A 19988-nucleotide genomic window follows, 5' to 3' on the forward strand; every position below is an offset into this window, starting at 1 on the left:
AAGGAAACTGATTTATGGCTGATCTGAATACCAAACTCTCCGACCTGATCGACCCCGAAGTCATGGGCGATATGGTGTCGGCCCGCATCCCCAAAAAGCTGCGGGTGGCCCCCTTTGCCAAGATCGACGATACCCTGGCCGGCGTGCCCGGCGACACCATCACGGTGCCCGCCTACACCTACATCGGCGACGCCGCCGACGTGGCCGAGGGCGGCGAGGTGGCCATCGAAAAGATGACCACCTCCACCCGCAAGGCCACCATCAAGAAGGCCATGAAGGGCATCGGCCTCACCGACGAGGCGGTGCTCTCGGGCTACGGCAACCCGGTGGGCGAAGCCAACACCCAGCTGGCCCTGGCCATCGCCGCCAAGATCGACAACGACTGCATGGACGCCCTGCTCACCGCCAGCCTGACCTACGACGGTTCCCAGAACACCATCAGCTACAACGGCATCGTGGACGCCGTGGACCTCTTCGAGGAGGAGATGGGCAGCTCCGACAAGGTCATGTTCATCCACCCCAAGCAGGTCACCCAGCTGCGCAAGAGCGCCGACTTCATCAGCGCCGACAAGTACCAGCCCGGCGTGGCCCTCACCGGCGAGATCGGCATGATCGCGGGCTGCCGCCTGGTGCCCAGCAAGAAGGTGCCGCTGGCCGAAAGCGTCTACACCTGCCCCATCGTCAAGCTGGAGGCCGACCCCGAGGTGGACGACGAGATCCCCGCCCTGACCATCTACCGCAAGCGGGATGTGAACATCGAGACCGAGCGCAAGCCCAAGACCCGCACCACCGAGATCACCGCCGACGAGTTTTATGTGGCGGTGCTCTCCAACGAAGCCAAGGTGGTGCTGGCCAAGTTCAAGGAAGCGTAAGGGGGCCTGTGAATGCCCGATTACGCCTACTACCGCGAGACCTACCTGGGGGAGGACATCCCCGAGGAGGCCTTTCCCCGCTGCATCCGGCGGGCCGCGGCGGAACTGGCCCGGATGCGGGATGTCTACGCCGTGGCGCCCCGCCCCGGTCTCGACCCCTGCGAGGCGGAGGCCATGGCCCTCTGCGCCATCGCCGATGCGGTCTATGAGTTCGACCAGGAGGACGAGGCCCGGGGGCTGTCCGGCATGACGGTGGGTAGCGTCAGCGAAAGCTACACCGCCCCGCCGGAACTCTGCGCCACCACCCTGGCCCTGCGGGCCGCCCACTACCGGCACGAGGCCGGGTACTATCTGCAGATCGGGCGGTGGCTGCCCCATGCGTAAACGCCTGTTCAGCCAGACCGTCACGGTCTACCACGGCGACGCCGACGCCCTGGGCGTCAAACGCACCGTGCTGCGCGGGGTGTTCTGGCAGCACGGCCGCCGCCGCACCCCCGACGCCGACGGCACCACCCAGGGGGAGGTGCTCCTTCTGGTGGTGCCCGAGACCGCCGCCCGCTACGGCGTTGACTATACGCTGGAGCCGGGGGACCGCCTCTGCCCCGGGGAGGGGCCGGAAATTTCCTGGGCCGACTGGGCGGACTTCGTGCCCGGCGCCCGGCGGGATGTGGCGGTCATCCAGTACGTGCTGCCCATGTACCGCGGGGCGGAACTCCACCATCTGGAGGCCGGCACCTGGTGGACCGGCAGCGGCACCGGCGCCCACAGCCTGACCAACTGAGGAGGAACCATGAACGAATCTGTTTTGCCGGCGCTGCGGGACTTTCTGGCCGGTGCTCCCGCCCTGTCCGACCTGACGCTGCGGGTGGAGGACGCCGGCCCGGCCCCCGGCACCTGCGGGCTGTGGCCCCGGGGCGTGACGGTGCTCATCCGCAGGGAAAACCTGCTGGGGGGCGTCAGTCTGCGCTGCCGGGCGGAATTTTTGCTGCGCCTCTGCCTGCCGCTGCCCCCCGGGGATGACGCCCGGGCGGTGCGCAACGCCGGGCGGCTGCTGGCCCTGCAGAGCTGGGTGGCCGCGAAAAGCGCCGCCCACGCCCTGCCCGCCTTCGGCAGCGGTCTGCCCGAAGGGGAGACGCTGCGCGCCCAGGACGGCCGCCTGGAGACCGCCGACGCCGGCGGCACCGCCCGCTACACCATCCGCCTGCTGGCGGAGTACACCGAAGTTTACAAGGAGGATACCCCATGAAGATCCAACGCAAATACATGGCGCACTACCTGAACGCGGCGTTCAGTGACCCCGAGGCCAGCTACGTCCGGCTGGGCCGGGACCTGGAGGAATACGCCCCCGAGCTCAGCGCCAATGTGGAGAAAAAGTCCAACATCCTGGGCGAGACCAGCATCGTCATCGACAGCTACCAGAAGCAGGGCGAAGTTTCCCCCTACTACGCCGAGGAGGGCGACCCGCTGTTTGAAAAGCTGCAGGCCATCCTGGACGGCGACCTGGTGCTGGACGACCTGAAGACCGACATGGTGGAGGTCAAGCTCTGGGGCGACGAGGACGGCGCCTACCCCGCCGTGAAGGAGGAGTGCTACATCGAGATCGTCAGCTACGGCGGCGACACCACCGGCTACCAGATCCCCTTCAATGTGCACTACACCGGCGTCAAGACCAAGGGCACCTTTGACCCGTCCACCGGGACCTTTACGGCGGCGTAACGCACGGGAACAACAGCCCGGGACCTGACCCGGCCCGGACGGGAAAACGTCTGTGCGGGGGCGGCTGCGGCCGTCCCCGCTTCTTTTGTAAGAAAGGAAGGCCCATGAAACAACTGACCATTGATACCGGTGTGGAGGAATTCTCGGTCAACGGGCGGGGCGTGCTGCGCTTCAACCCCGCCGACCCCAACCTCTACCACCGGTTTTTTGATGCGGGCAAGACCCTCTCGGCCCTGGACAAAGAGCTGGAGGAGAAGGCCGCCGCCCTGCCGGAAGGCGACGCCGGCACCGAGGCGGGGCTGGCCCTGCTGGCCGACTACGACGGCCGCATCAAGGCGCTGCTCACCGATATCTTCGGCGCCGAAAACGACTTTGACAAGGTGCTGGGCGGGGTGAACCTGGCCGGGGTGGGCGCCAACGGCAAGCGGGTGGTGCAGAACCTGCTGGAAGCGCTGACCCCCATCCTGCAGGAGGGCGCCCGGCGGCACCTGGAAGCCACCGCCGACACCGCCGTGGCCGGGGCGGAGGCAGCCCGCGCCGCCCGGGGCACGGCATGACCGGGTCCTGGGGCCTGCCCACGCAGGCGGTCATCGAGGACCGGGTCTACGAGATCCACACCGATTTCCGGGACATTCTGGAGCTGCTGCGCTGGCTGGACGGCAACGCCGACCCCACCCTGGACCGGGGCGAGCGGTGGTATGTGGCCATGCGGCTGTTCTACCCCGACTTCGCCGCCATGCCCCGGCAGGACTGGCCCGCCGCCACCCGGTTCCTGACCGAGTTCCTGGCGGCGGGGCGGCCCGAACCCGCCGCCGGCACGCCCCGCCTCATGGACTGGCAGCAGGACGCGCCCCTCATCGCCGCGGGCATCAGCCGGGTGGCGGGGCAGGATGTGCGGGCGCTGCCCTACCTGCACTGGTGGAGCTTTCTCGGCTGGTTCGACGCCATCGGCGAGGGCACCTTCGCCACGGTGGTGGCCATCCGGGACAAGCTGCGCCGGGGCAAGAAGCTGGAGCCCTGGGAACTGGATTTCTACCGCACCCACCGCGCCGCCGTGGACCTGCGCCCCGCCCCCGACCCGGCGGCCGACGCCGAAAAGCAGCGGCTGCTGGCGCGGCTGGGCGCCTGACACCCCCGAAAGGAGGAACCTGATTGGCACAAACCATTACCTTTGACGAGGTATCCGGGCTGGCGGCGTCGGGGAGCAGCGTGGAGCGCGCCCTGGACAAGATCGCCGCCGCCCTCACCGGGCTGGGGGACGCGGGCGCCGAAGCCCGCAGCGTGGTGGACAGTCTGCGCAAAAGCCTGCAGGCCACCGCCGCCCAGGCCGGCAAGAGCGCCCGGAGCCTGGCCAAATTCGATGAGATCAACCGCCTGGCCGCCCCCGAGAGCGAGAAAGCATCCTCGTCCAGATCGAGCGGCAGCAAAAGCGGCGGCAGCAAGGGCGGCAGCGGCAAATCCGGCACCGACGCGGCCGCCGAGGCCGCGGGGCAGCCGGTGAACCTGTGGCAGGGGGTGCTGCAGTCTCTGCGGGACCTGTGGGCCCGGTTCTGGGCCTATTTGCAGAGCTACTACGCCCCCGCCATCGCCGCCTGGCAGGCCGCCTGGAGCCAGATGTCCGCCGTGGCCGCCGCCATCTGGGAGCCGCTGCGCAATGCGGCCCTCTCCCTCTGGAACGGCACCCTGGTGCCGCTGGCCCAGTACCTGGCCACCGTCTTTCTGCCCGGGGTGGTGAACAGCTTCTCGGAGGCCTTCGGCCCCATCGTCAGCGGCGCCATCTCCACCGCCATCACCCTGCTGGGGGAAGCCTTCCAGGGGATGGCTTCCCTGGTGAACCAGGCCAGCGCCACCATCATCCAGCCCGCCCTGGCCGTGCTGCTCACCGTCTGGCAGGGCCTCATGACCGGCATCCAGAACGCCTGGACCGCCTACGGCCAGCCCCTTCTGGACGGCGTGGCCGAGGCCTTCCGCAACCTGGCGGGCATCTTCCAGACCCTCTGGGCCACCGTGATCCAGCCGCTGCTGGCCGGCCTGGTGGCCACCCTGGGCGTCCTCTGGACCGACACTCTTGACCCCCTGTGGCAGCAGCTCACCCTGGCCCTGGGAGCGGTGGGCAACCTGGTGCTCACCCTCTGGAACACCATCCTGGCGCCCCTCATCAACTGGCTGGTCAGCGTGCTGGGGCCCATCTTCACCCAGGTGTTTTCCGCCGTGGTCACCGCCGTCACCACCGCCATGAACATGGCGGGCGGCGCCATCACCGGCCTGCTGGCCATCCTGCGGGGACTGGCCGACTTCATCTCCAACGTGCTCCAGGGCCGCTGGAGCGATGCCTGGAACGCCATGGCCACCACGGTCATCACCGTGTGGGATACCATCACCTCCACCATCGCCCACGCCGTGGACGGTGTGCTCACCGTACTGCAGCACCTGATCTGGGCCATGCAGGCCTTCGCCGATGGGGTCAACGGTGTGGTGCGCGGCGTGGGCAGCATGGCGTCGGGGGCGCTCTCCGCCGCCGGACAGTGGATCACCGGACGCAGCGCCGCACCCCAGCTGGCCTACGCCCGGGCGGTGCCGGTGCCGGCCCTGGCCTCCGGCGCGGTCATCCCGCCCAACCGGGCCTTCCTGGCGCTGCTGGGCGACCAGCGCAGCGGCACCAACGTGGAGGCACCCCTGGCCACCATCCAGCAGGCGGTGGCGGAGGTGATGACGGATGTCCAGGCCGGCCAGATGGCGGGCTTTGAGACGCTGGCCGCCCTGCTGCAGAACCTGCTGGCAGCGGTGGACGGCATCCAGCTCACCGACGAGATGGTGGGCCGGGCCGCCGTGCGGTGGACCCGCCGCAGCCAGCTGCAGCAAGGAGGTGTGACGGTATGACGCTGACCCCTTTGTTCCAGATCGACGGCAAGCCTTTGTATGCGCCGGATGCCGATGTGAGCCCCAGCTACGCGGATCTCGATTCCAGCGATTCCGGCCGGGACGCCAGCGGCGTCATGCACCGGGAGGTGGTGCGGGAGAAGGTGGCCACCTGGCCCTTCTCCTACGCGGCCCTCACCGACGCCGAGTACGCCTACCTGGTGGGGCTGTTTGCCGGCAAGGCCACCTTTGCCTTCACCCATCCCCGGGCGGGCTCCTCCACCGGGACGGTGACCACCACCTGCTACTGCAGCAACTACAGCATCGCCTGGCGCAGCGCCCGGGACGGCACCTGGCGCAACCTGAAATTCAACATCATCGAGTGCTGAGGAGGGACGGACCATGACACAGTATCTGCTCGTCCTGCCCGACGGCAGCGAGCTTTCGGCGGGCACGCCGGGGCAAAACGCCCTGCGCAGCCTGCAGTGGACCCACACCCTCAACGCCGGCACCGACCTGACCCCCGGGTCGGCCTGCGCCGACTCGCTGGAGGCGGAACTCTGGGTGGAACCGGGCCGCAGCCCCGGCATTGCGGCGGGGCAGGAGGTGACCCTCTACCGGGTGGACGGCACCGCCCGCACCAGACTGGGTATTTTCGTGGCGGAGACCCCCACCCGGGGCAAGCGCAACCTCTACCGCCTCACGGCCTACGACCGCATGGTCAACACCGAGCGGGACCTGTCGGCCTGGCTGCGGGACCGGCAGGGGGATTTCCCCATGGCGCTGGATACCTTTGTGCAGCGGGTGGCGGATGCCTGCGGCCTGCCGCTGGCGGGCAGCCTGCCCCGCAACGGCAGCTACCAGGTGCGGGCCTTCTACGCCGACGGCCTCACCGGGCGGCAGCTGCTCCAGTGGGCGGCCCAGGCGGCGGGGTGCTATGTGCACTGCAACGCCGACGGGGCGCTGACCTTCGGCTGGTACACCGACGCCCGGGGCACGGTGAGCCTGACCCCCGGCGCCGCGGCGGAGGCGGCGCTGGGCCGGGCGGTGCCCTACCGGGAGGACGGCCTTGCCTACGAGGACTACACCACCGCCCCCATCGACAAGGTGCAGATCCGCCAGAGCGACGCCGACGTGGGGGTGATCTGGCCGGCGGAGGAGACCGGCACCAACGCCCTGGTGATCCAGGGCAACCTGCTGCTCACCGCCGATTCCGACGAGGCCCTGCGCCCGGTGGCCCGGGCCCTCTATGAGGCGGCGGCCGCCTGGGGCGGCTACACCCCCTGCACGGTGAGTGCCTTCGCCGACTGCCCGGTGACGGCGGGCCAGCGGGTCTGGGTGATGACCCCTGCCGGCCAACGGCTGGAAACCTGGGTGATGAGCGCCGTCTGCTCCGCCTCGGAGACCCGGCTGGAATCCACCGGCAACGCCCGGCGGGACAGCGTGGCCGCCGTCAACGGCAGCCGGCTCAACGTCCAGGGCAAGATGCTGGAGATGAAAGCCACCATCGACGGCCTCACCGTCAAGGCGGGGGACTTGTCGGGGGACTACAGCCAGCTGAGCCAGACGATGGACGAACTCTCCCTCACGGTGGTGAAGGACGGCGAGATCCGCAGCAAATTCGCGGCGGATTCCACCAGCGTCACCATCCGCAGCGGGGTCATCACCTTCGCCTCCAACTCCCTGGTGGTGGAGAGCGACAACTTCCGGCTGGACAGCCAGGGCAACGTGACCATCACGGGGTCCTTCTACTCCCACTCCGACAACGGCAACCGGATGAGCCTGGCCGACGGCCTGGCCGCCTTCTATGCCCGGGATTCCGCCGGCAAAAGCTACCTCACCACCCTCATCTCCCGCACCGCCGAGGCCAACCCCTGCGGCGTGGTGGATGTCTACGGCCGGTCCAACACCGGCGCCGTCAACACCCAGGTGCGGCTGCAGGGCGGCCTCACCGACGGCTCCATCCATCTGTACAGCGCCTGGGGCACCGAGCAGGCCGTCATCACCTCCGGCGAGGGCAACGTCAGCTGGCTGGCCGGCGGCCTGGATGTGCGGGGCACCCACGGCGTGCAGGCCAACTACGGCAGCATCGGAAAGCTGCGCGTGGACGAAATGAGCGTCAATGGCGGCGCCATGCAGACCGTCTACTGGAAGTGGGACGGCAGTCTGGGCGCCTATGTGCTCTCAACAAGCCCGTAAAGGAGAATTTTCATGCAAGACAACCAACTGGTACAAGACCTGGTGGAGAGCATCCTGGCTTCGGTCAATGCCTCCCGCCTGCCGCTGGCCGTCAAGGCGCTGGCGCTGGAGAACATCCTGCTGCGCGTCCAGGCGGCCATGCAGGCGGCGGACCAGGACACACCGCAGCAGACTGCGGAGTAAGGAGGAACCATGCAGACCATTCGGCTCAACGGCTATACGGCTGCGGCATCGGTCCCCCTGCTGCGTCTGGGCACCCGGGACAGTTTCGGCATCGAACGGCTCCAGGTGGTGCCCGGGGCGGAGTGGGAGGGCCTGGCCCTCACGGCCACCTTTGTGACCCCGGCGGGCAGCACCCGCATGGTGGTGAACGAGGACGGCACGGTGGAGGTGCCCGCCGCCGCCACCGCCGCGGCCCTCACCCCCGAAACACCGGGGCGCATCGTCTTTGCGGGCACGGGGGCGGGGGTGCAGCGCATCACCGCCGACCTGCCCTACCTGGTCACCGACCACGCCGCCGTGGAAGGGGACACCCCCGCGCCGGAACCCTCGGCGTGGGAGCAGTACGTCACCCGGATGCAGCAGGCCCTGGACGCCGTGGTGCCTCCCACCGGCAACCCCGGCCAGGTGCTCACCAAAACCTCGGAGGGCAACGTCTGGACCTACCCCTCGGGGGGCGGCGGCAGCGGCGGGGGCGGCTACACCATCGGCGCCGGCCTCAGGCTGGACCCCGAAAGCAACGTCCTCTCGGTGGACACTGCCGACGCGGTGGAAGCCGACAACACCCGCCCCGTCACCTCGGCGGCGGTGTACACCACGGTGGGCAACATCGATGCGCTGCTCGCCACCATCTAAGGAGGTTTTCCATTGAGCATTCAGACAGAAATCACCCGCATCCAGTCTGCCCGCAACACGCTGCGCACCAAGGCGGTGGAACTGAAGATCTCGGCGGGCACCGAGCGGCTGGACGAGCTGGCCGCCGACTTTGACGGCATCCTCAACCAGGGTTCGGTGTCGGCCCAGGTGAAGGAGGGGGAGACCTACACCATCCCCAAGGGCTACCACGACGGCACCGGCACGGTGTCCGGCGTGGCGGGCGGCGGCAGCTATTCGCTCCAGAGCAAGACCGTCACCCCCACCAAGAAGCCCCAGCAGATCACCCCCGACGAGGGCTACTACGGCCTGTCCGACCTGACGGTGCAGGCCATCCCCGAGGCCTACCAGGACGTGACGGCCGTCACCGCCGCCGAGGCCGACGTGCTGGCCGCCAAGGTCTTTGTGGACAGCTCCGGCACCGTGCGCACCGGCACCATGGCCAACAACGGCGCCCTGACCCGGACGCTGGACACCGCCACCACCTCCTGCACGATTCCGGAGGGTTACCACAGCGGCAGCGGCAAGGTGTCCATCACGCCGGAGAGCAAGACCGTCACCCCCACCAAGTCCCGGCAGACCGTCCAGCCCGCCAGCGGCAAGGTGCTCTCCGCCGTCACGGTGGAACCTATCCCCGAAAACTACATCACCACCGCCGACGCCACCGCCACGGCGGCCCATCTGCTGTCCGGCAAGACCGCCTACGCAGGCGGCAGCAAGATCACCGGCACCATGGCGGACAACGGTTCGATGGCCGCCACCCTGGACGGCCTGACCGTCACCAGCAAGGTGATCCCGGCGGGCTACACCTCCGGCGGCACGGTGTCGCTGGACGGCACCATCGAAGAAGCCCTGGCCGCCATTTAAGGGGGCGGGCCCATGAGTGTACAGACTGAGATCAGCCGCCTGCAGGCGGCCAAGTCGGCGCTGCGGTCCGCCATCCAGGCCAAGGGGGTGACGGTGCCCGCCTCCGGCACGCTGGACGGCTACGCCGCCCTGGTGGACCAGATCAGCCAGGGCACCCCGGTGGAGACCTGCACCCTGAACATCTCCAACCAGGGCACCGGCATGCCCTCCGTCCAGGCCTTCCTCTACCTGGTGGACGCCGAGGGCAATTTCATGAACGGCACCAGCCTGCTGGCCAGCCGGCAGGCCACCTACACGATGCAGAAAAAGAGCTTCCTGTACGTGGACACGGCGGGCCGGGGCCAGTGCACGGTGGCCTCCGGCGAGGTGACCACCATCCTGGAGGACGCCATCTTCATGATCGGCGGCGATGCCGAGATCGTCATCACGAAATGAGGTGTGCTTTTGATCTGCAACGGAATTGATGTGAGCAAATGGCAGGGCGCGGTGGACTGGTCGGCGGTGAAAAACGCCGGCATCCGCCACGCCATGCTGCGGGCGGGCTACGGCACCGCCGGCACCGACCCCCAGTTCAAACGCAACGTGGCGGGGTGCCAGCTCCACGGCGTCCACTGGGGGGCCTACTGGTACAGCTACGCCACCACCCCCGCCGCCGCCCGGCAGGAGGCCGCCCGCTGCCTGCAGCTGCTGGCGGGGCTGACCCCCGAACTGCCGGTGGCCTACGATATCGAGTACGAGCCGGGCATCCTGGCCCTGGACAACGCCGGCCGCACGGCGCTGGTCAAAGCCTTTCTCGGGGCGGTGGAGGAGGCCGGGTACTACGGCATCCTCTACGCCAGCACCGACTTCATCCGCAACCGGCTGAACTGGCGGGAACTGGCCTGCTATGATGTGTGGGCCGCCCAGTACGGCAGCGCCTGCAGCTGTCCGCTGCCCTACGGCATCTGGCAGTACAGCAGCAAAAATGCCCTGGGGGTGCCGGGCTTCGGCAGTTCGCTGGACTGCAACCGCTTCTACAAGGACTACCCCGCCCTTATCCGGGCGGCGGGAAAAAACGGCTTTGCGGCGCAGAGCGCCCCCGCCTCCGAGACCCGCGCCCAGCGCCTCACCGTGGGGCCGGTGTCCTCGGAGGACGCCTGGACGCTGCTGGGCGCCTGCCGGGACCTGGGCCTCACCGAAGCGGGGCTCTACCGCAGCGCCTGGGCGGATGAAACCCATACCACCCAGACGCTGACCATCGGGCCGGTGTCTTCGGGGGATGCCTGGGCGCTGATGCGCACCTGCCAGGGCCTGGGCCTCACCGAGGCGGGGCTCTACCGCAGCGAATACGTCTGACGGGAGGTGATGATGTGCAGGACAACAATCTCTTTTTCTGGCTCAAGGCGGCCGCCACGGCGGCGGCCGGGGCGTTCGGCGCGGCCTTCGGCTGGCTGGGCTGGCTGGTGGCGGCCTGGGTGGTCTGCATGGCGCTGGACTGGCTCAGCGGCAGCGCGGCCGCTGCGGCCAAAGGCAACTGGTCCAGCGCCGCGGCCCGGGCGGGCATCTGGCACAAGAGCGGCATGATCCTGGTGGTGCTGGTGGCCGCCGTGACGGACTGCGTGCTGGGCGTGACGGTGGAGCATCTGCCCATGCTGGGGCTGGACTACACCGTGCTGGTGCTGCCCGTGACGCTGGTGTGGTATATCTTCACCGAGCTGGGCTCCATCGCCGAAAACGCCACCGCCATGGGCGCCCCGGTGCCCTCCTGGCTCACCAGGCTGCTGGCGGCGGGGCGGCAGTCCGCCGACCAATAAGCTGTACAGTACCCCTGTGCTTTGTACAAAAAAGCAAACGGCTCCTAAATAAATGAACGGAAGAAGGCTTTATTTGCTGGACAAGCCGCCCAACCCTTGGTATACTTTACCCATACAGAAAACCACACAAAAAAAGGATGAGCGGTCGGGGGTCCCTCCAGCCGCGCGGGAAGGTGTGAACGGGATAGATGGCAAAAGTGGAGATCCGGATGTTGGGTGGCTTTGAGATCCGCGTGGACGGGCAGCCGGTGCTGGCGGCGCTGGCCCAGTCCCGCAAGGCGACGGCGCTGGTGCAGTACCTGGTGCTGCAGCGGGGGGAGCGGGTCTCCCACGCCACGCTGACCAACGCCCTGTGGGGCGGCGAGCGCAGCACCAACCCCGACATGGCGCTGCGGGCCATCCTGCACCGATTCCGCACGATGATTCTCCAGGAGCACCTGACGGTGCTGGAGGACTGCATCCTTACCAGCCGGGGCTGCTACCAGTGGAACCCCGATCTGCCCTGTGAGGTGGATGTCTTCACCATGGAGGACCTGGTGATGCAGGCGGGGCTGGAGAAGGACCCCGACAAGCGGCTGGCGCTGGAGGAGCAGATCGTACAGATCTACCGGGGGCGGCTGCTGCCCCTTTCGGCGGACGAGCCCTGGGTGGAGAGCAGCGCCGTGCGGCTGCATGTGCTGTACCGGGCGGCGATGATCCACGTGCTGGAGACCTACAAGAAAAACGGCGAGAACGAGAAGCTGGTGGAACTCTGCCGCAGCGCCATCGAGAAAAACCCCAGAGCGGAGCGGCTCTATCTGGAGCTGGTCATGGCGCTGGAGACGCTGGGCCGCCCGGAGGAAGCCCGCCAGGCCCTGCAGCAGGGGCTGACGGTGGGCTGCCTGCACCACGCGGCGGAGCCGGGCCGGGTGGGGGCCATGTGGCGGCAGGCCCGGCAGGCCGACCGCAACATGGAAAACGACATGAACCGGCTGATGGCCGCCCTGCCGCCCCAGAACGCGGGCGGGGCGATGATCTGCTCCTTCGAGACCTTCGGCCAGATCTACCGCATGCAGCGGGGCATCCAGGCCCAGTACCTCGTGCCGGTCTTTCTGCTGCTGGTGACGATGGTGCCGGTGCAGGCCCGGGACGACGCCGAGACCGAACGGATGATGCAGGTGCTGCAGGAACTGCTGCGCAGCTGTCTGCGCAGCTGTGATGTGGCGGCCCGCTACAGCGATACCCAGTATGCGGTGCTGGTCTGCGGCGCGCCGGGGCAGAACGCCGCCCTGCTGGAGCGCATCAAGCAGGCCTTCTACGGCACGCCCAGCCACCAGCGGTATCTGCTCAACTACAACGCCTACTCCCCCAAACCGGGGCAGGAACCGCCGCGCCGCCGGCGCAGCCATCCCCGCAAAAAAGCCTGAACAAAACAGCCCCCGCCGGTATTGCCCGGCGGGGGCTGTTCGCGTATGATGGGAAGTTTAATGCATCCAGGCGGCGGCAGCCTGGGCCAGTTTTTCGTTGATGGCGTCGGCGGCTTCGGCGCTCTCCGCCACGGCGGAAAGGTAGACCTTCACCTTGGGCTCGGTGCCGGAGGGGCGCACCATCACCTTGGCGCCGTTTGCCAGCCGGTACTCCAGCACGTCGGCTTTGGGCAGCCCGGTGCCGTCGGCGGTGTAGTCGGTGACGCCGGCAACGGCATAGCCCGCGATGTCGGCGGGGGCTTGGGCCCGCAACCGGGCCATGATGCCCTGCATGGTGTGCATGCCGGTCTCGCCCTCAAAGGTGAAACTGTGCAGGGCGTTGCGGTACCAGCCGAACTCGGCGTAGAGGGCGTTCACGGCGTCCAGCAGGCTCATGCCCCGGGCGGCGTAGTACGCCGCCGCCTCGCAGGCCAGCATGACGGCGTTGACGCCGTCCTTGTCCCGCACGTGGCCGCCCGACAGGTAGCCGTAGCTCTCCTCGAAGCCGAAGATGTACCGCTCCACGTGGCCTTCCGCCTCCAGCAGGCCGATCTGCTCGCCGATGAACTTGAAGCCGGTGAGGGTGCGGCGCAGCTCCACGCCGTACTTGGCGGCGATGGGGGTGGCCATGTCGGTGGAGACGATGGTGGTCACCGCCACGGGGGCCTTGGGCATGGTGCCGTTGGACTGCCGGGTGCGGCAGATGTAGTCAAAGAGCAGCACGCCCATCTCGTTGCCGGTGATCAGCCGGTAGCCGCCCTGGCCGTCCGGCACGGCGGCGCCCATCCGGTCGCAGTCGGGGTCGGTGCCGATCATCAGGTCGGGGTGGACGGTGTCGCAGAGCTTCAGGCCGGTCTCCATGGCCTGGCGGATCTCGGGGTTGGGGTAGGGGCAGGTGGGGAAGTCCCCGTCGGGCTTCTCCTGCTGGGGCACCACCGTCACGTTGGTTACCCCCATGCGGCCCAGCAGCAGCTTCACCGGCTCGAGACCGGTGCCGTTGAGGGGCGTGTAGACCAGCTTCAGGTGGGACACATCGTTGCCGGGGCGCAGGGCCAGCACGGCGTCCACGAAGTCGGAAAGGCACTGGTCGCTGATGGTCACGATGCGCCCGTCGGCCACCGCCTCGTCGTAGTCGGCCAGCTTCGGGCTGTCGAAGTAGTCATGCCTGCCGATGGCCGCCAGCACCTGGTCGGCCATCTCCAGGGTGATCTGGCAGCCGTCGGCGCCGTACACCTTGTAGCCGTTGTACTGGGCGGGGTTGTGGCTGGCCGTGACGCAGATGCCCGCGCCGCAGCCCAGATACCGCACCGCCCAGGAGAGGGCCGGGGTGGGCTCCAGCCGGGGATAGACGTAGGCCGTGATGCCGTTGGCGGCCAGCACCCGGGCGGCCTCCCGGCAGAACAGCTCGCCCTTGTGGCGGCTGTCGTGGGCCAGGGCTACCTTCTTGGGCAGGCCGGAGGCGTTCAGCGTGTCGGCCAGGCCCTGGGTGGCCCGGCGGATGGTGTAGATGTTCATCCGGTTGGTGCCGGCGCCGATGACGCCCCGCAGTCCGCCGGTGCCGAAGGCCAGGTCCCGGTAGAACCGGTCGTTGATGGCCTCGGCATCGCCGGCGACGCGCTCCAGTTCGGCAATCAGGTCGGGGTCCTCGGTGGCGCGGGCGCGCCAGAGGTCGTAGAGGTTTGCAGGTTGCATGGGGGATAAACTCCTTTCCTTTATATAAGGGCGGCGGACCGGCAGCGGTCCGGGCGGGAAGATCTGCTATTACGGTACCACAGGCAGGGGCAAAAAGCAAGCCGGGACGGCGGGTGTAAAAAAGTTGCGCTTTTTTTGAAAAAACCGCTTGACATTTGCTAGGGTGGGTGGTATTATACTAACTGCACTTGCGCCGGTAGCTCAGCTGGATAGAGTGTCTGACTACGAATCAGAAGGTCGGGGGTTCGAGTCCCTTCCGGCGCACCACGGTTTCACGGAAACGTGAGACCGTTTTTTATTGCAAAAATTCGGAACACCCGGAGTATTTCGCCGGAGGGACTCGAAAAGCTCGTCCGGCCGTCCTGCGTCCCGGCCGGGCCCGACAGTCCAGCGAACTGTCGGGAAGAGCGCGGGGAGAGGGGCCCCTTCCGGCGCACCACAGCCTTACAGAACATGTAAGGCTGTTTTTTTATTGCATAAACCCGGCTCGCCGCCTTCCTCCCCGCCGGAACCAAACATACGCTTTTGCCCCCACACACAGCAAAGCCCCCGCGCAGAATGCGCGGGGGCTTTTTCCTATTACCGCCGCCGGCCCGGCAGGCGGGCGCGGCGGCTCTGCACCACGATGCGCTCCACCTGCACGCCGGCGGCGCTCACCGAGACCTGCACGCAGATCACGGCGCCGGGGGCGTCCCAGTCCAGATAGAGGGGACTGAGAAGAATCCACAACCGGGGAGACTTTCTTTTCTTTTTGCCGCGGACGAACCGCAGCCGGTAGCTCAGCGGCACCAGGCGGGCCGCCAGCCGGGGGACTTTGGTGAGGGTGCGGCAGACGCCGTACACCAGGGTTTCGGGAAGTAACGGACAGGGGATACGGACCTCGGGGGTCAGGGGCGGGCGGCCCGGACGGTCGTCCCTGGGTTTGATTTCCGGCCGGGGCCACAGCCCGCAGGCCAGAAAACGGTGGTCGTATTCGGTTGTCATGGAAAAAAGCATGGTGCACCTCCTGGAGCAACAAAAAAGACGAACGGACACACCTGTCCCGTGGAACAGGTTGCCATTCGTCTTCAGTGTTCTTCAGTTGTACACATGCCGGCCGGAACCGTTTTCCGGCGGACTTTTATTATATCACACAGCCGCCCTTTTTGTAAAGGCCGGCGCCTTCCCGCGGCCCGTTCCCCCCGCCCGATGGGGAAATATCCAGGAAAATTGCAAATTTTCACATTTTTTTAGACGAAACAGGGCGGGATTGTCAAAATTAAGCAGGGCCATCTAATTGACAAAAGACGACAGGTTCATTATAATAGAAAAGATTCCGGGTATGAACGATGGCGTTTGTGCAACCGCAACCGCCACCGCTTTTTTTGTTCTCTGCATTGTCCGCGGATAGCGCACAACCGTGTTTGCCATACCGCGTACAACGGCGGGGAACCGCCCGGCGGACGCAAAATTGTATTCCAAAACGAAACGGAGTGGCACAACACAATGGCGAAGTACGTCATCAAGCGCGTGGCAATGGGCATTTTCAGTGTCTTTGTTGTGGCGACGCTTACCTTCTTCATCATGAACCTGGTCCCCGGCGGACCGTTCGTGGCCGAGAAATCCATCAGTGCGGCCGCCCAGCAGGCACTGAACGAAAAGTACGGCCTGGACAAGCCCCTGGGCGTGCAGTATGTGAACTATATGAACAGCCTGCTGCACGGCGATATGGGCCTGAGCCTGAAACAGCGCGGCCGTACCGTCAACCAGATCATTGCCGAAAAACTGCCCGTCTCCTGCCGCACCGCCGGCATTGCCGTGGCGGTGGCGCTCTGCCTGGGCATTCCCATGGGCTGTATCTCGGCGTACAACCGCGGCAAATGGGCCGATAACCTCATCATTGTGCTGGCCACCTGCGGCATCGCCATTCCCAGCTTCATATCCAGTGTGCTATTGCTATACACATTCGGCATGAACCTGCAGATATTGCCCACCATCGGCCTGAATGAACCGGCGGCCTACATCATGCCGGTCACGGCGCTGGCCATCTATCCCACCGCCTACATCACCCGCCTGATGCGCTCCAGCCTGCTGGATGTCATGGGCCAGGATTACATGCGCACCGCCCGTGCCAAGGGTGTGTCCAGCGTGAAGATCCTCTTCAAGCATGCCCTGCGCAACGCCATCCTGCCCATCGTCACCTACGTCGGCCCCATGCTGGCCGCCCTGATGACCGGTTCCTTCGTGGTGGAGAAGATCTTCACCATCCCCGGCCTGGGCCGCGACTTCGTCACCGCCATCACCAGCCGTGACTACACCCTGATCATGGGCACCACCATTCTGCTGGCCACCATGGTCATCATCGCCAACGTCATCGTGGATATCCTGTACAAGGTCATTGATCCGCGCATCAAACTGAAGTAAAGGAGGAGCAAGCTGTGGAAAATCTCAAAAAGAATCCGTTGAGCCTGCACCTCAACGTGGACGACTTTGCCCCCGCTTCCAACGACGAGAAGGAAAGCCTCGTCATCATGCGGGACAGCGTCAGTTTCTGGAAGGACGGTCTGCGCCGTCTGCGCAAGAACAAGATCGCCATGGTCAGCCTGCTGGTCATCATTCTCATCGCCATCTTCGCCTATGTGCTGCCCATGGTCTGGCCCTACGGCTACGACGAGCAGATCAAATACAGCGAGAACCTGGCCCCCTTCGAGTACGGCAAGAAGGAGCTGGAGCGCATCGCCGCCGGCGAGAGCGTCTTCCCCCACATCCTGGGCACCGACCGCAACGGCCGTGACTTCGCCGTCCGTCTGATGATGGGTACCCGTGTCAGCATGTCCGTCGGTCTGCTGGCCTCGGTGCTGGTGCTGGTCATCGGCGCCACCTACGGTGCCATCTCCGCCTTTGCCGGCGGCTGGGTGGACATCATCATGATGCGTATCACCGATATTCTCTACACCATCCCGGACATCCTGCTCATCATTCTGCTGGGCATGGCCATCAAGGACCCGCTGGAAGCCCTGGCCCAGCAGCCGGGCTTCGGCTGGATGCAGAAGCTGGGACCCAACATGATCTCCATCTTCATCATCTTCGCGCTGCTCTACTGGGTCAGCATGGCCCGTATCGTGCGCAGCCAGGTGCTGACCCTCAAGGAGAGCGAGTATGTCACGGCGGCCCGCGCCCTGGGCGCCTCGGGCGGCCGCATCATCAAGCGCCACCTGCTGACCAACTGCATCGGCACCCTGATCGTCACCACCACCCTGCAGATCCCCTCCTCCATCTTCACCGAGAGCTACCTGAGCTTCCTGGGCCTGGGCGTGGCGGCTCCCATGCCGTCCCTGGGCTCGCTGGCCACCGATGCCGTCAAGGGCATGAACACCTACCCGCACCTGCTGCTGGCACCTGCGGTGATGATCAGCGTCATGATCCTGGTGTTCAACCTCTTCGGCGACGGCCTGCGCGATGCCTTTGACCCGAAGCTGAAAAACTAACGAGGGGAGAAACAAGACACCATGAGCGAAAAGATTCTTGAAATTCAGGACGAACGCCTGTCTTTCTTCACCCCCGCCGGTGAGGTCAAGGCGCTGAACGGCGTGTCCTTCACGATGAACCAGGGCGATGTGCTGGGCATCGTGGGCGAGTCCGGCTCCGGCAAGTCGGTGACCGCCTACTCCATCATGGGCCTGACGGCCTATCCCGGCCGCCTGGTGGGCGGCAAGGTGTGGTTCAACGGCCACCAGATCGATGAGATGACCGAGAAGGAATTCCGCAAGATCCGCGGCAACGAAGTCTCCATCATCTTCCAGGACCCCATGACCAGCCTGAACCCGGTGTACACCATCGGCAACCAGATCGTGGAAGTGATCCTGCTCCACACCAAAAAGACCAAGAAGGAAGCCTGGGAGCGCGCCAAGGAGCTGCTGGAGCTGGTGGGCATCAACGAGCCGGACCGCCGCCTGAAGCAGTATCCCCATGAGCTGTCCGGCGGTATGCGCCAGCGCGTGATGATCGCCATCGCCCTGGCCTGCGAGCCCAAGCTGCTCATCGCCGACGAGCCCACCACCGCCCTGGACGTGACCATCCAGGCCCAGATCCTGGAACTGATGCAGGACCTGCGCAAGAAGCTGGGCATGAGCATCATCATGATCACCCATGACCTGGGCGTGGTGGCCTCCATGTGCGAGAAGATCGCCGTCATGTACGCCGGCCACATCGTGGAGTACGGCACCACCGACGAGATCTTCTACAACCCCAAGCATGAATACACCAAGGGCCTGATCAACTCCATCCCCAAGCTGAACGCCACCGAGAAGGAGCGCCTGGTGCCCATCGAAGGCACCCCCGTGGACCTGTTGAATCCGCCGGCGGGCTGCCCCTTTGCGCCGCGGTGCAAGAGCTGCATGAAGATCTGCCTGCGGGAGATGCCGCCCCGCACCGAGCTGAGCGACACCCATTACACCTATTGCTGGCTGCGCCAGAAAGAAGAATTTGAGAAGGGAGGCAAAGCCGAATGAGCGAGCAGAAGAACCTCGTGGAAGTGCAGCATCTGCAGCAGTATTTCCCCGCCGGCGGCGTGGGCAAGAACAAGCGCTATGTCCAGGCCGTGGACGATGTGAGCTTTGCCATCCGCAAAGGCGAGACGCTGGGCCTCGTGGGCGAGTCGGGCTGCGGCAAGACCACCACCGGCCGCACGCTGCTGCGCCTCTATGAGCCCACCGACGGCACCATCATCTATGACGGTGAGGTCCTCTTTGACAAGGAGAAGAAGATCGCCGTGGACATGCTGCCCTACCGCCGCCGCATGCAGATCGTCTTCCAGGACCCCTATGCCAGCCTGGACCCCCGCATGACCATCGGTGACATCGTGGGCGAGGGCATCGACATCCACAAGCTGGCGGCCAACGAGAAGGACCGCCACGACCGCATCATCGCCCTGCTGGAGCGGGTGGGCCTGAACAGCGAGCACGCCAACCGCTACCCCCACGAATTCTCGGGCGGCCAGCGGCAGCGCGTGGGCATTGCCCGCGCCCTGGCGGTGAACCCCGAGTTCATCGTCTGCGACGAGCCGGTCTCGGCCCTGGACGTTTCCATCCAGGCGCAGGTTGTCAACATGTTCGAGGACCTGCAGCAGGAGATGGGCCTGACCTACCTGTTCATCGCCCATGACCTGAGCGTGGTCAAGCACATTTCCAACCGCATCGGCGTTATGTACCTGGGCAAGCTGGTGGAGCTGGCCGACAGCTTTGAGCTGATCGCCCACAGCGTCCACCCCTACACCCGCAGCCTGATCTCGGCCATTCCGGTGGCCGATCCCAAGACGGCGCGCTCTTCCAAGCGCATCGTGCTGCAGGGCGACGTGCCCAGCCCGCTGAACCCGCCCAGCGGCTGCCGTTTCCGCACCCGCTGCCCCTACGCGGACGAGCGGTGCGCGGCGGAAGTGCCCCAGTTCAAGGAGGTCGGCCCCGGCCACTGGGCTGCCTGCCACCACCTGGACAAAGTGGCGGACTGACAGAAAATCCCGGGGTGTGCGTCCCGGAATTTTCGCCCGGTGTGCGGTTTTCACAGGACCATCACAAAAGAATTACAAAAGCCTGCAGGCTCTTGCACCGATGGTCCGCCGGGTTTATAGTTATGGTATTCATTCCTGAGGCAAAACCAGAGGGATTGGGTATAGTAATTTTTACATTGGAGGAAAA

At 66.2% G+C, this 19988-nt stretch carries 23 protein-coding genes and 1 tRNA gene; 22 read left to right on the forward strand and 2 right to left on the reverse strand.

Translation table 11 applies throughout. The features are described 5' to 3' along the window. Nucleotides 1-14: 14 nt before the first annotated feature. From ABGT73_RS00370 to ABGT73_RS00450, 17 genes are all read left to right on the forward strand, one after another. The gene (locus ABGT73_RS00370; RefSeq protein ID WP_346667874.1) at nt 15-872 is read left to right on the forward strand and encodes a N4-gp56 family major capsid protein; all 858 of its coding nucleotides are present in this window, start codon (nt 15-17) and stop codon (nt 870-872) included. A 12-nt stretch (nt 873-884) separates the two neighbouring features. Beyond that, nucleotides 885-1256 (forward strand): hypothetical protein, encoded by a 372-nt coding sequence (locus ABGT73_RS00375; protein WP_346667875.1) that lies wholly within the window; start codon nt 885-887, stop codon nt 1254-1256. Continuing rightward, complete coding sequence (locus ABGT73_RS00380) at nt 1249-1653, forward strand: hypothetical protein (protein WP_346667876.1); 405 nt, start codon at nt 1249-1251, stop codon at nt 1651-1653. The genes ABGT73_RS00375 and ABGT73_RS00380 overlap by 8 nt, the downstream gene beginning before the upstream one ends. 9 nt (nt 1654-1662) lie before the next feature. Beyond that, entirely contained in the window at nt 1663-2118 is a 456-nt protein-coding gene (locus tag ABGT73_RS00385) for a hypothetical protein (RefSeq protein ID WP_346667877.1), read from the forward strand. After that, nucleotides 2115-2588, forward strand: coding sequence for a hypothetical protein (locus ABGT73_RS00390; RefSeq protein WP_346667878.1), 474 nt, complete (start codon nt 2115-2117; stop codon nt 2586-2588). Before ABGT73_RS00385 ends, ABGT73_RS00390 begins: the two co-directional genes overlap by 4 nt. A 104-nt stretch (nt 2589-2692) precedes the next feature. Next, entirely contained in the window at nt 2693-3145 is a 453-nt protein-coding gene (locus ABGT73_RS00395) for a hypothetical protein (RefSeq protein ID WP_346667879.1), read from the forward strand. Further along, nucleotides 3142-3717 (forward strand): Gp15 family bacteriophage protein, encoded by a 576-nt coding sequence (locus tag ABGT73_RS00400; protein WP_346667880.1) that lies wholly within the window; start codon nt 3142-3144, stop codon nt 3715-3717. The genes ABGT73_RS00395 and ABGT73_RS00400 overlap by 4 nt, the downstream gene beginning before the upstream one ends. Nucleotides 3718-3740: 23 nt before the next feature. Continuing rightward, nucleotides 3741-5468, forward strand: coding sequence for a hypothetical protein (locus ABGT73_RS00405; RefSeq protein WP_346667881.1), 1728 nt, complete (start codon nt 3741-3743; stop codon nt 5466-5468). Continuing rightward, nucleotides 5465-5836: a hypothetical protein gene (locus ABGT73_RS00410; protein ID WP_346667882.1), complete on the forward strand. Its 372-nt coding sequence runs from the start codon at nt 5465-5467 to the stop codon at nt 5834-5836. Before ABGT73_RS00405 ends, ABGT73_RS00410 begins: the two co-directional genes overlap by 4 nt. Before the next feature lie 13 nt (nt 5837-5849). Continuing rightward, nucleotides 5850-7646, forward strand: a complete 1797-nt coding sequence (locus ABGT73_RS00415) for a hypothetical protein (protein WP_346667883.1) — start codon at nt 5850-5852, stop codon at nt 7644-7646. 12 nt (nt 7647-7658) lie between these two features. Continuing rightward, nucleotides 7659-7829: a hypothetical protein gene (locus tag ABGT73_RS00420; protein WP_346667884.1), complete on the forward strand. Its 171-nt coding sequence runs from the start codon at nt 7659-7661 to the stop codon at nt 7827-7829. Nucleotides 7830-7838: 9 nt separating this feature from the next. Continuing rightward, nucleotides 7839-8501: a hypothetical protein gene (locus tag ABGT73_RS00425; protein WP_346667885.1), complete on the forward strand. Its 663-nt coding sequence runs from the start codon at nt 7839-7841 to the stop codon at nt 8499-8501. A gap of 12 nt (nt 8502-8513) precedes the next feature. Further along, a complete protein-coding gene (locus ABGT73_RS00430; protein ID WP_346667886.1) occupies nt 8514-9386 on the forward strand; it encodes a hypothetical protein in 873 nt (290 codons plus the stop codon). Nucleotides 9387-9398: 12 nt separating this feature from the next. Next, complete coding sequence (locus ABGT73_RS00435) at nt 9399-9821, forward strand: hypothetical protein (RefSeq protein WP_346667887.1); 423 nt, start codon at nt 9399-9401, stop codon at nt 9819-9821. A 9-nt stretch (nt 9822-9830) separates the two neighbouring features. Then, complete coding sequence (locus tag ABGT73_RS00440; protein ID WP_346667888.1) at nt 9831-10721, forward strand: glycoside hydrolase family 25 protein; 891 nt, start codon at nt 9831-9833, stop codon at nt 10719-10721. 14 nt (nt 10722-10735) lie between these two features. Next, nucleotides 10736-11179 (forward strand): phage holin family protein, encoded by a 444-nt coding sequence (locus ABGT73_RS00445; protein WP_346667889.1) that lies wholly within the window; start codon nt 10736-10738, stop codon nt 11177-11179. 188 nt (nt 11180-11367) lie between these two features. Beyond that, nucleotides 11368-12585, forward strand: a complete 1218-nt coding sequence (locus ABGT73_RS00450) for a BTAD domain-containing putative transcriptional regulator (protein WP_346667890.1) — start codon at nt 11368-11370, stop codon at nt 12583-12585. A gap of 57 nt (nt 12586-12642) precedes the next feature. Here the strand turns inward: ABGT73_RS00450 and ABGT73_RS00455 are convergent, their stop codons facing one another. Next, a complete protein-coding gene (locus ABGT73_RS00455) occupies nt 12643-14316 on the reverse strand; it encodes a phospho-sugar mutase (RefSeq protein ID WP_346667891.1) in 1674 nt (557 codons plus the stop codon). Between the two features lie 190 nt (nt 14317-14506). Between ABGT73_RS00455 and ABGT73_RS00460 the strand changes: the two genes are divergently transcribed. Beyond that, a tRNA-Arg gene (locus tag ABGT73_RS00460) sits at nt 14507-14583 on the forward strand. Nucleotides 14584-14895: 312 nt separating this feature from the next. Here ABGT73_RS00460 and ABGT73_RS00465 read toward each other — a convergent pair. Then, a complete protein-coding gene (locus tag ABGT73_RS00465) occupies nt 14896-15312 on the reverse strand; it encodes a hypothetical protein (RefSeq protein ID WP_346667892.1) in 417 nt (138 codons plus the stop codon). A 489-nt stretch (nt 15313-15801) separates the two neighbouring features. Here ABGT73_RS00465 and ABGT73_RS00470 point away from each other — a divergent pair, with 489 nt between their 5' ends. Genes ABGT73_RS00470 through ABGT73_RS00485 form a run of 4 tightly spaced genes read left to right on the forward strand, consistent with a single transcriptional unit; the run spans nt 15802 to nt 19801 of the window. Next, nucleotides 15802-16719: an ABC transporter permease gene (locus tag ABGT73_RS00470; protein WP_346667893.1), complete on the forward strand. Its 918-nt coding sequence runs from the start codon at nt 15802-15804 to the stop codon at nt 16717-16719. A gap of 14 nt (nt 16720-16733) precedes the next feature. Next, nucleotides 16734-17783: an ABC transporter permease gene (locus tag ABGT73_RS00475; protein WP_346667894.1), complete on the forward strand. Its 1050-nt coding sequence runs from the start codon at nt 16734-16736 to the stop codon at nt 17781-17783. A 21-nt stretch (nt 17784-17804) separates the two neighbouring features. Then, nucleotides 17805-18806, forward strand: a complete 1002-nt coding sequence (locus tag ABGT73_RS00480) for an ABC transporter ATP-binding protein (RefSeq protein ID WP_346667895.1) — start codon at nt 17805-17807, stop codon at nt 18804-18806. Continuing rightward, nucleotides 18803-19801 (forward strand): ABC transporter ATP-binding protein, encoded by a 999-nt coding sequence (locus ABGT73_RS00485; RefSeq protein ID WP_346667896.1) that lies wholly within the window; start codon nt 18803-18805, stop codon nt 19799-19801. Before ABGT73_RS00480 ends, ABGT73_RS00485 begins: the two co-directional genes overlap by 4 nt. The last annotated feature ends 187 nt before the right edge of the window (nt 19802-19988 follow it).

The organism is uncultured Subdoligranulum sp. (assembly GCF_963931595.1).
Taxonomy (GTDB): domain Bacteria; phylum Bacillota; class Clostridia; order Oscillospirales; family Ruminococcaceae; genus Gemmiger.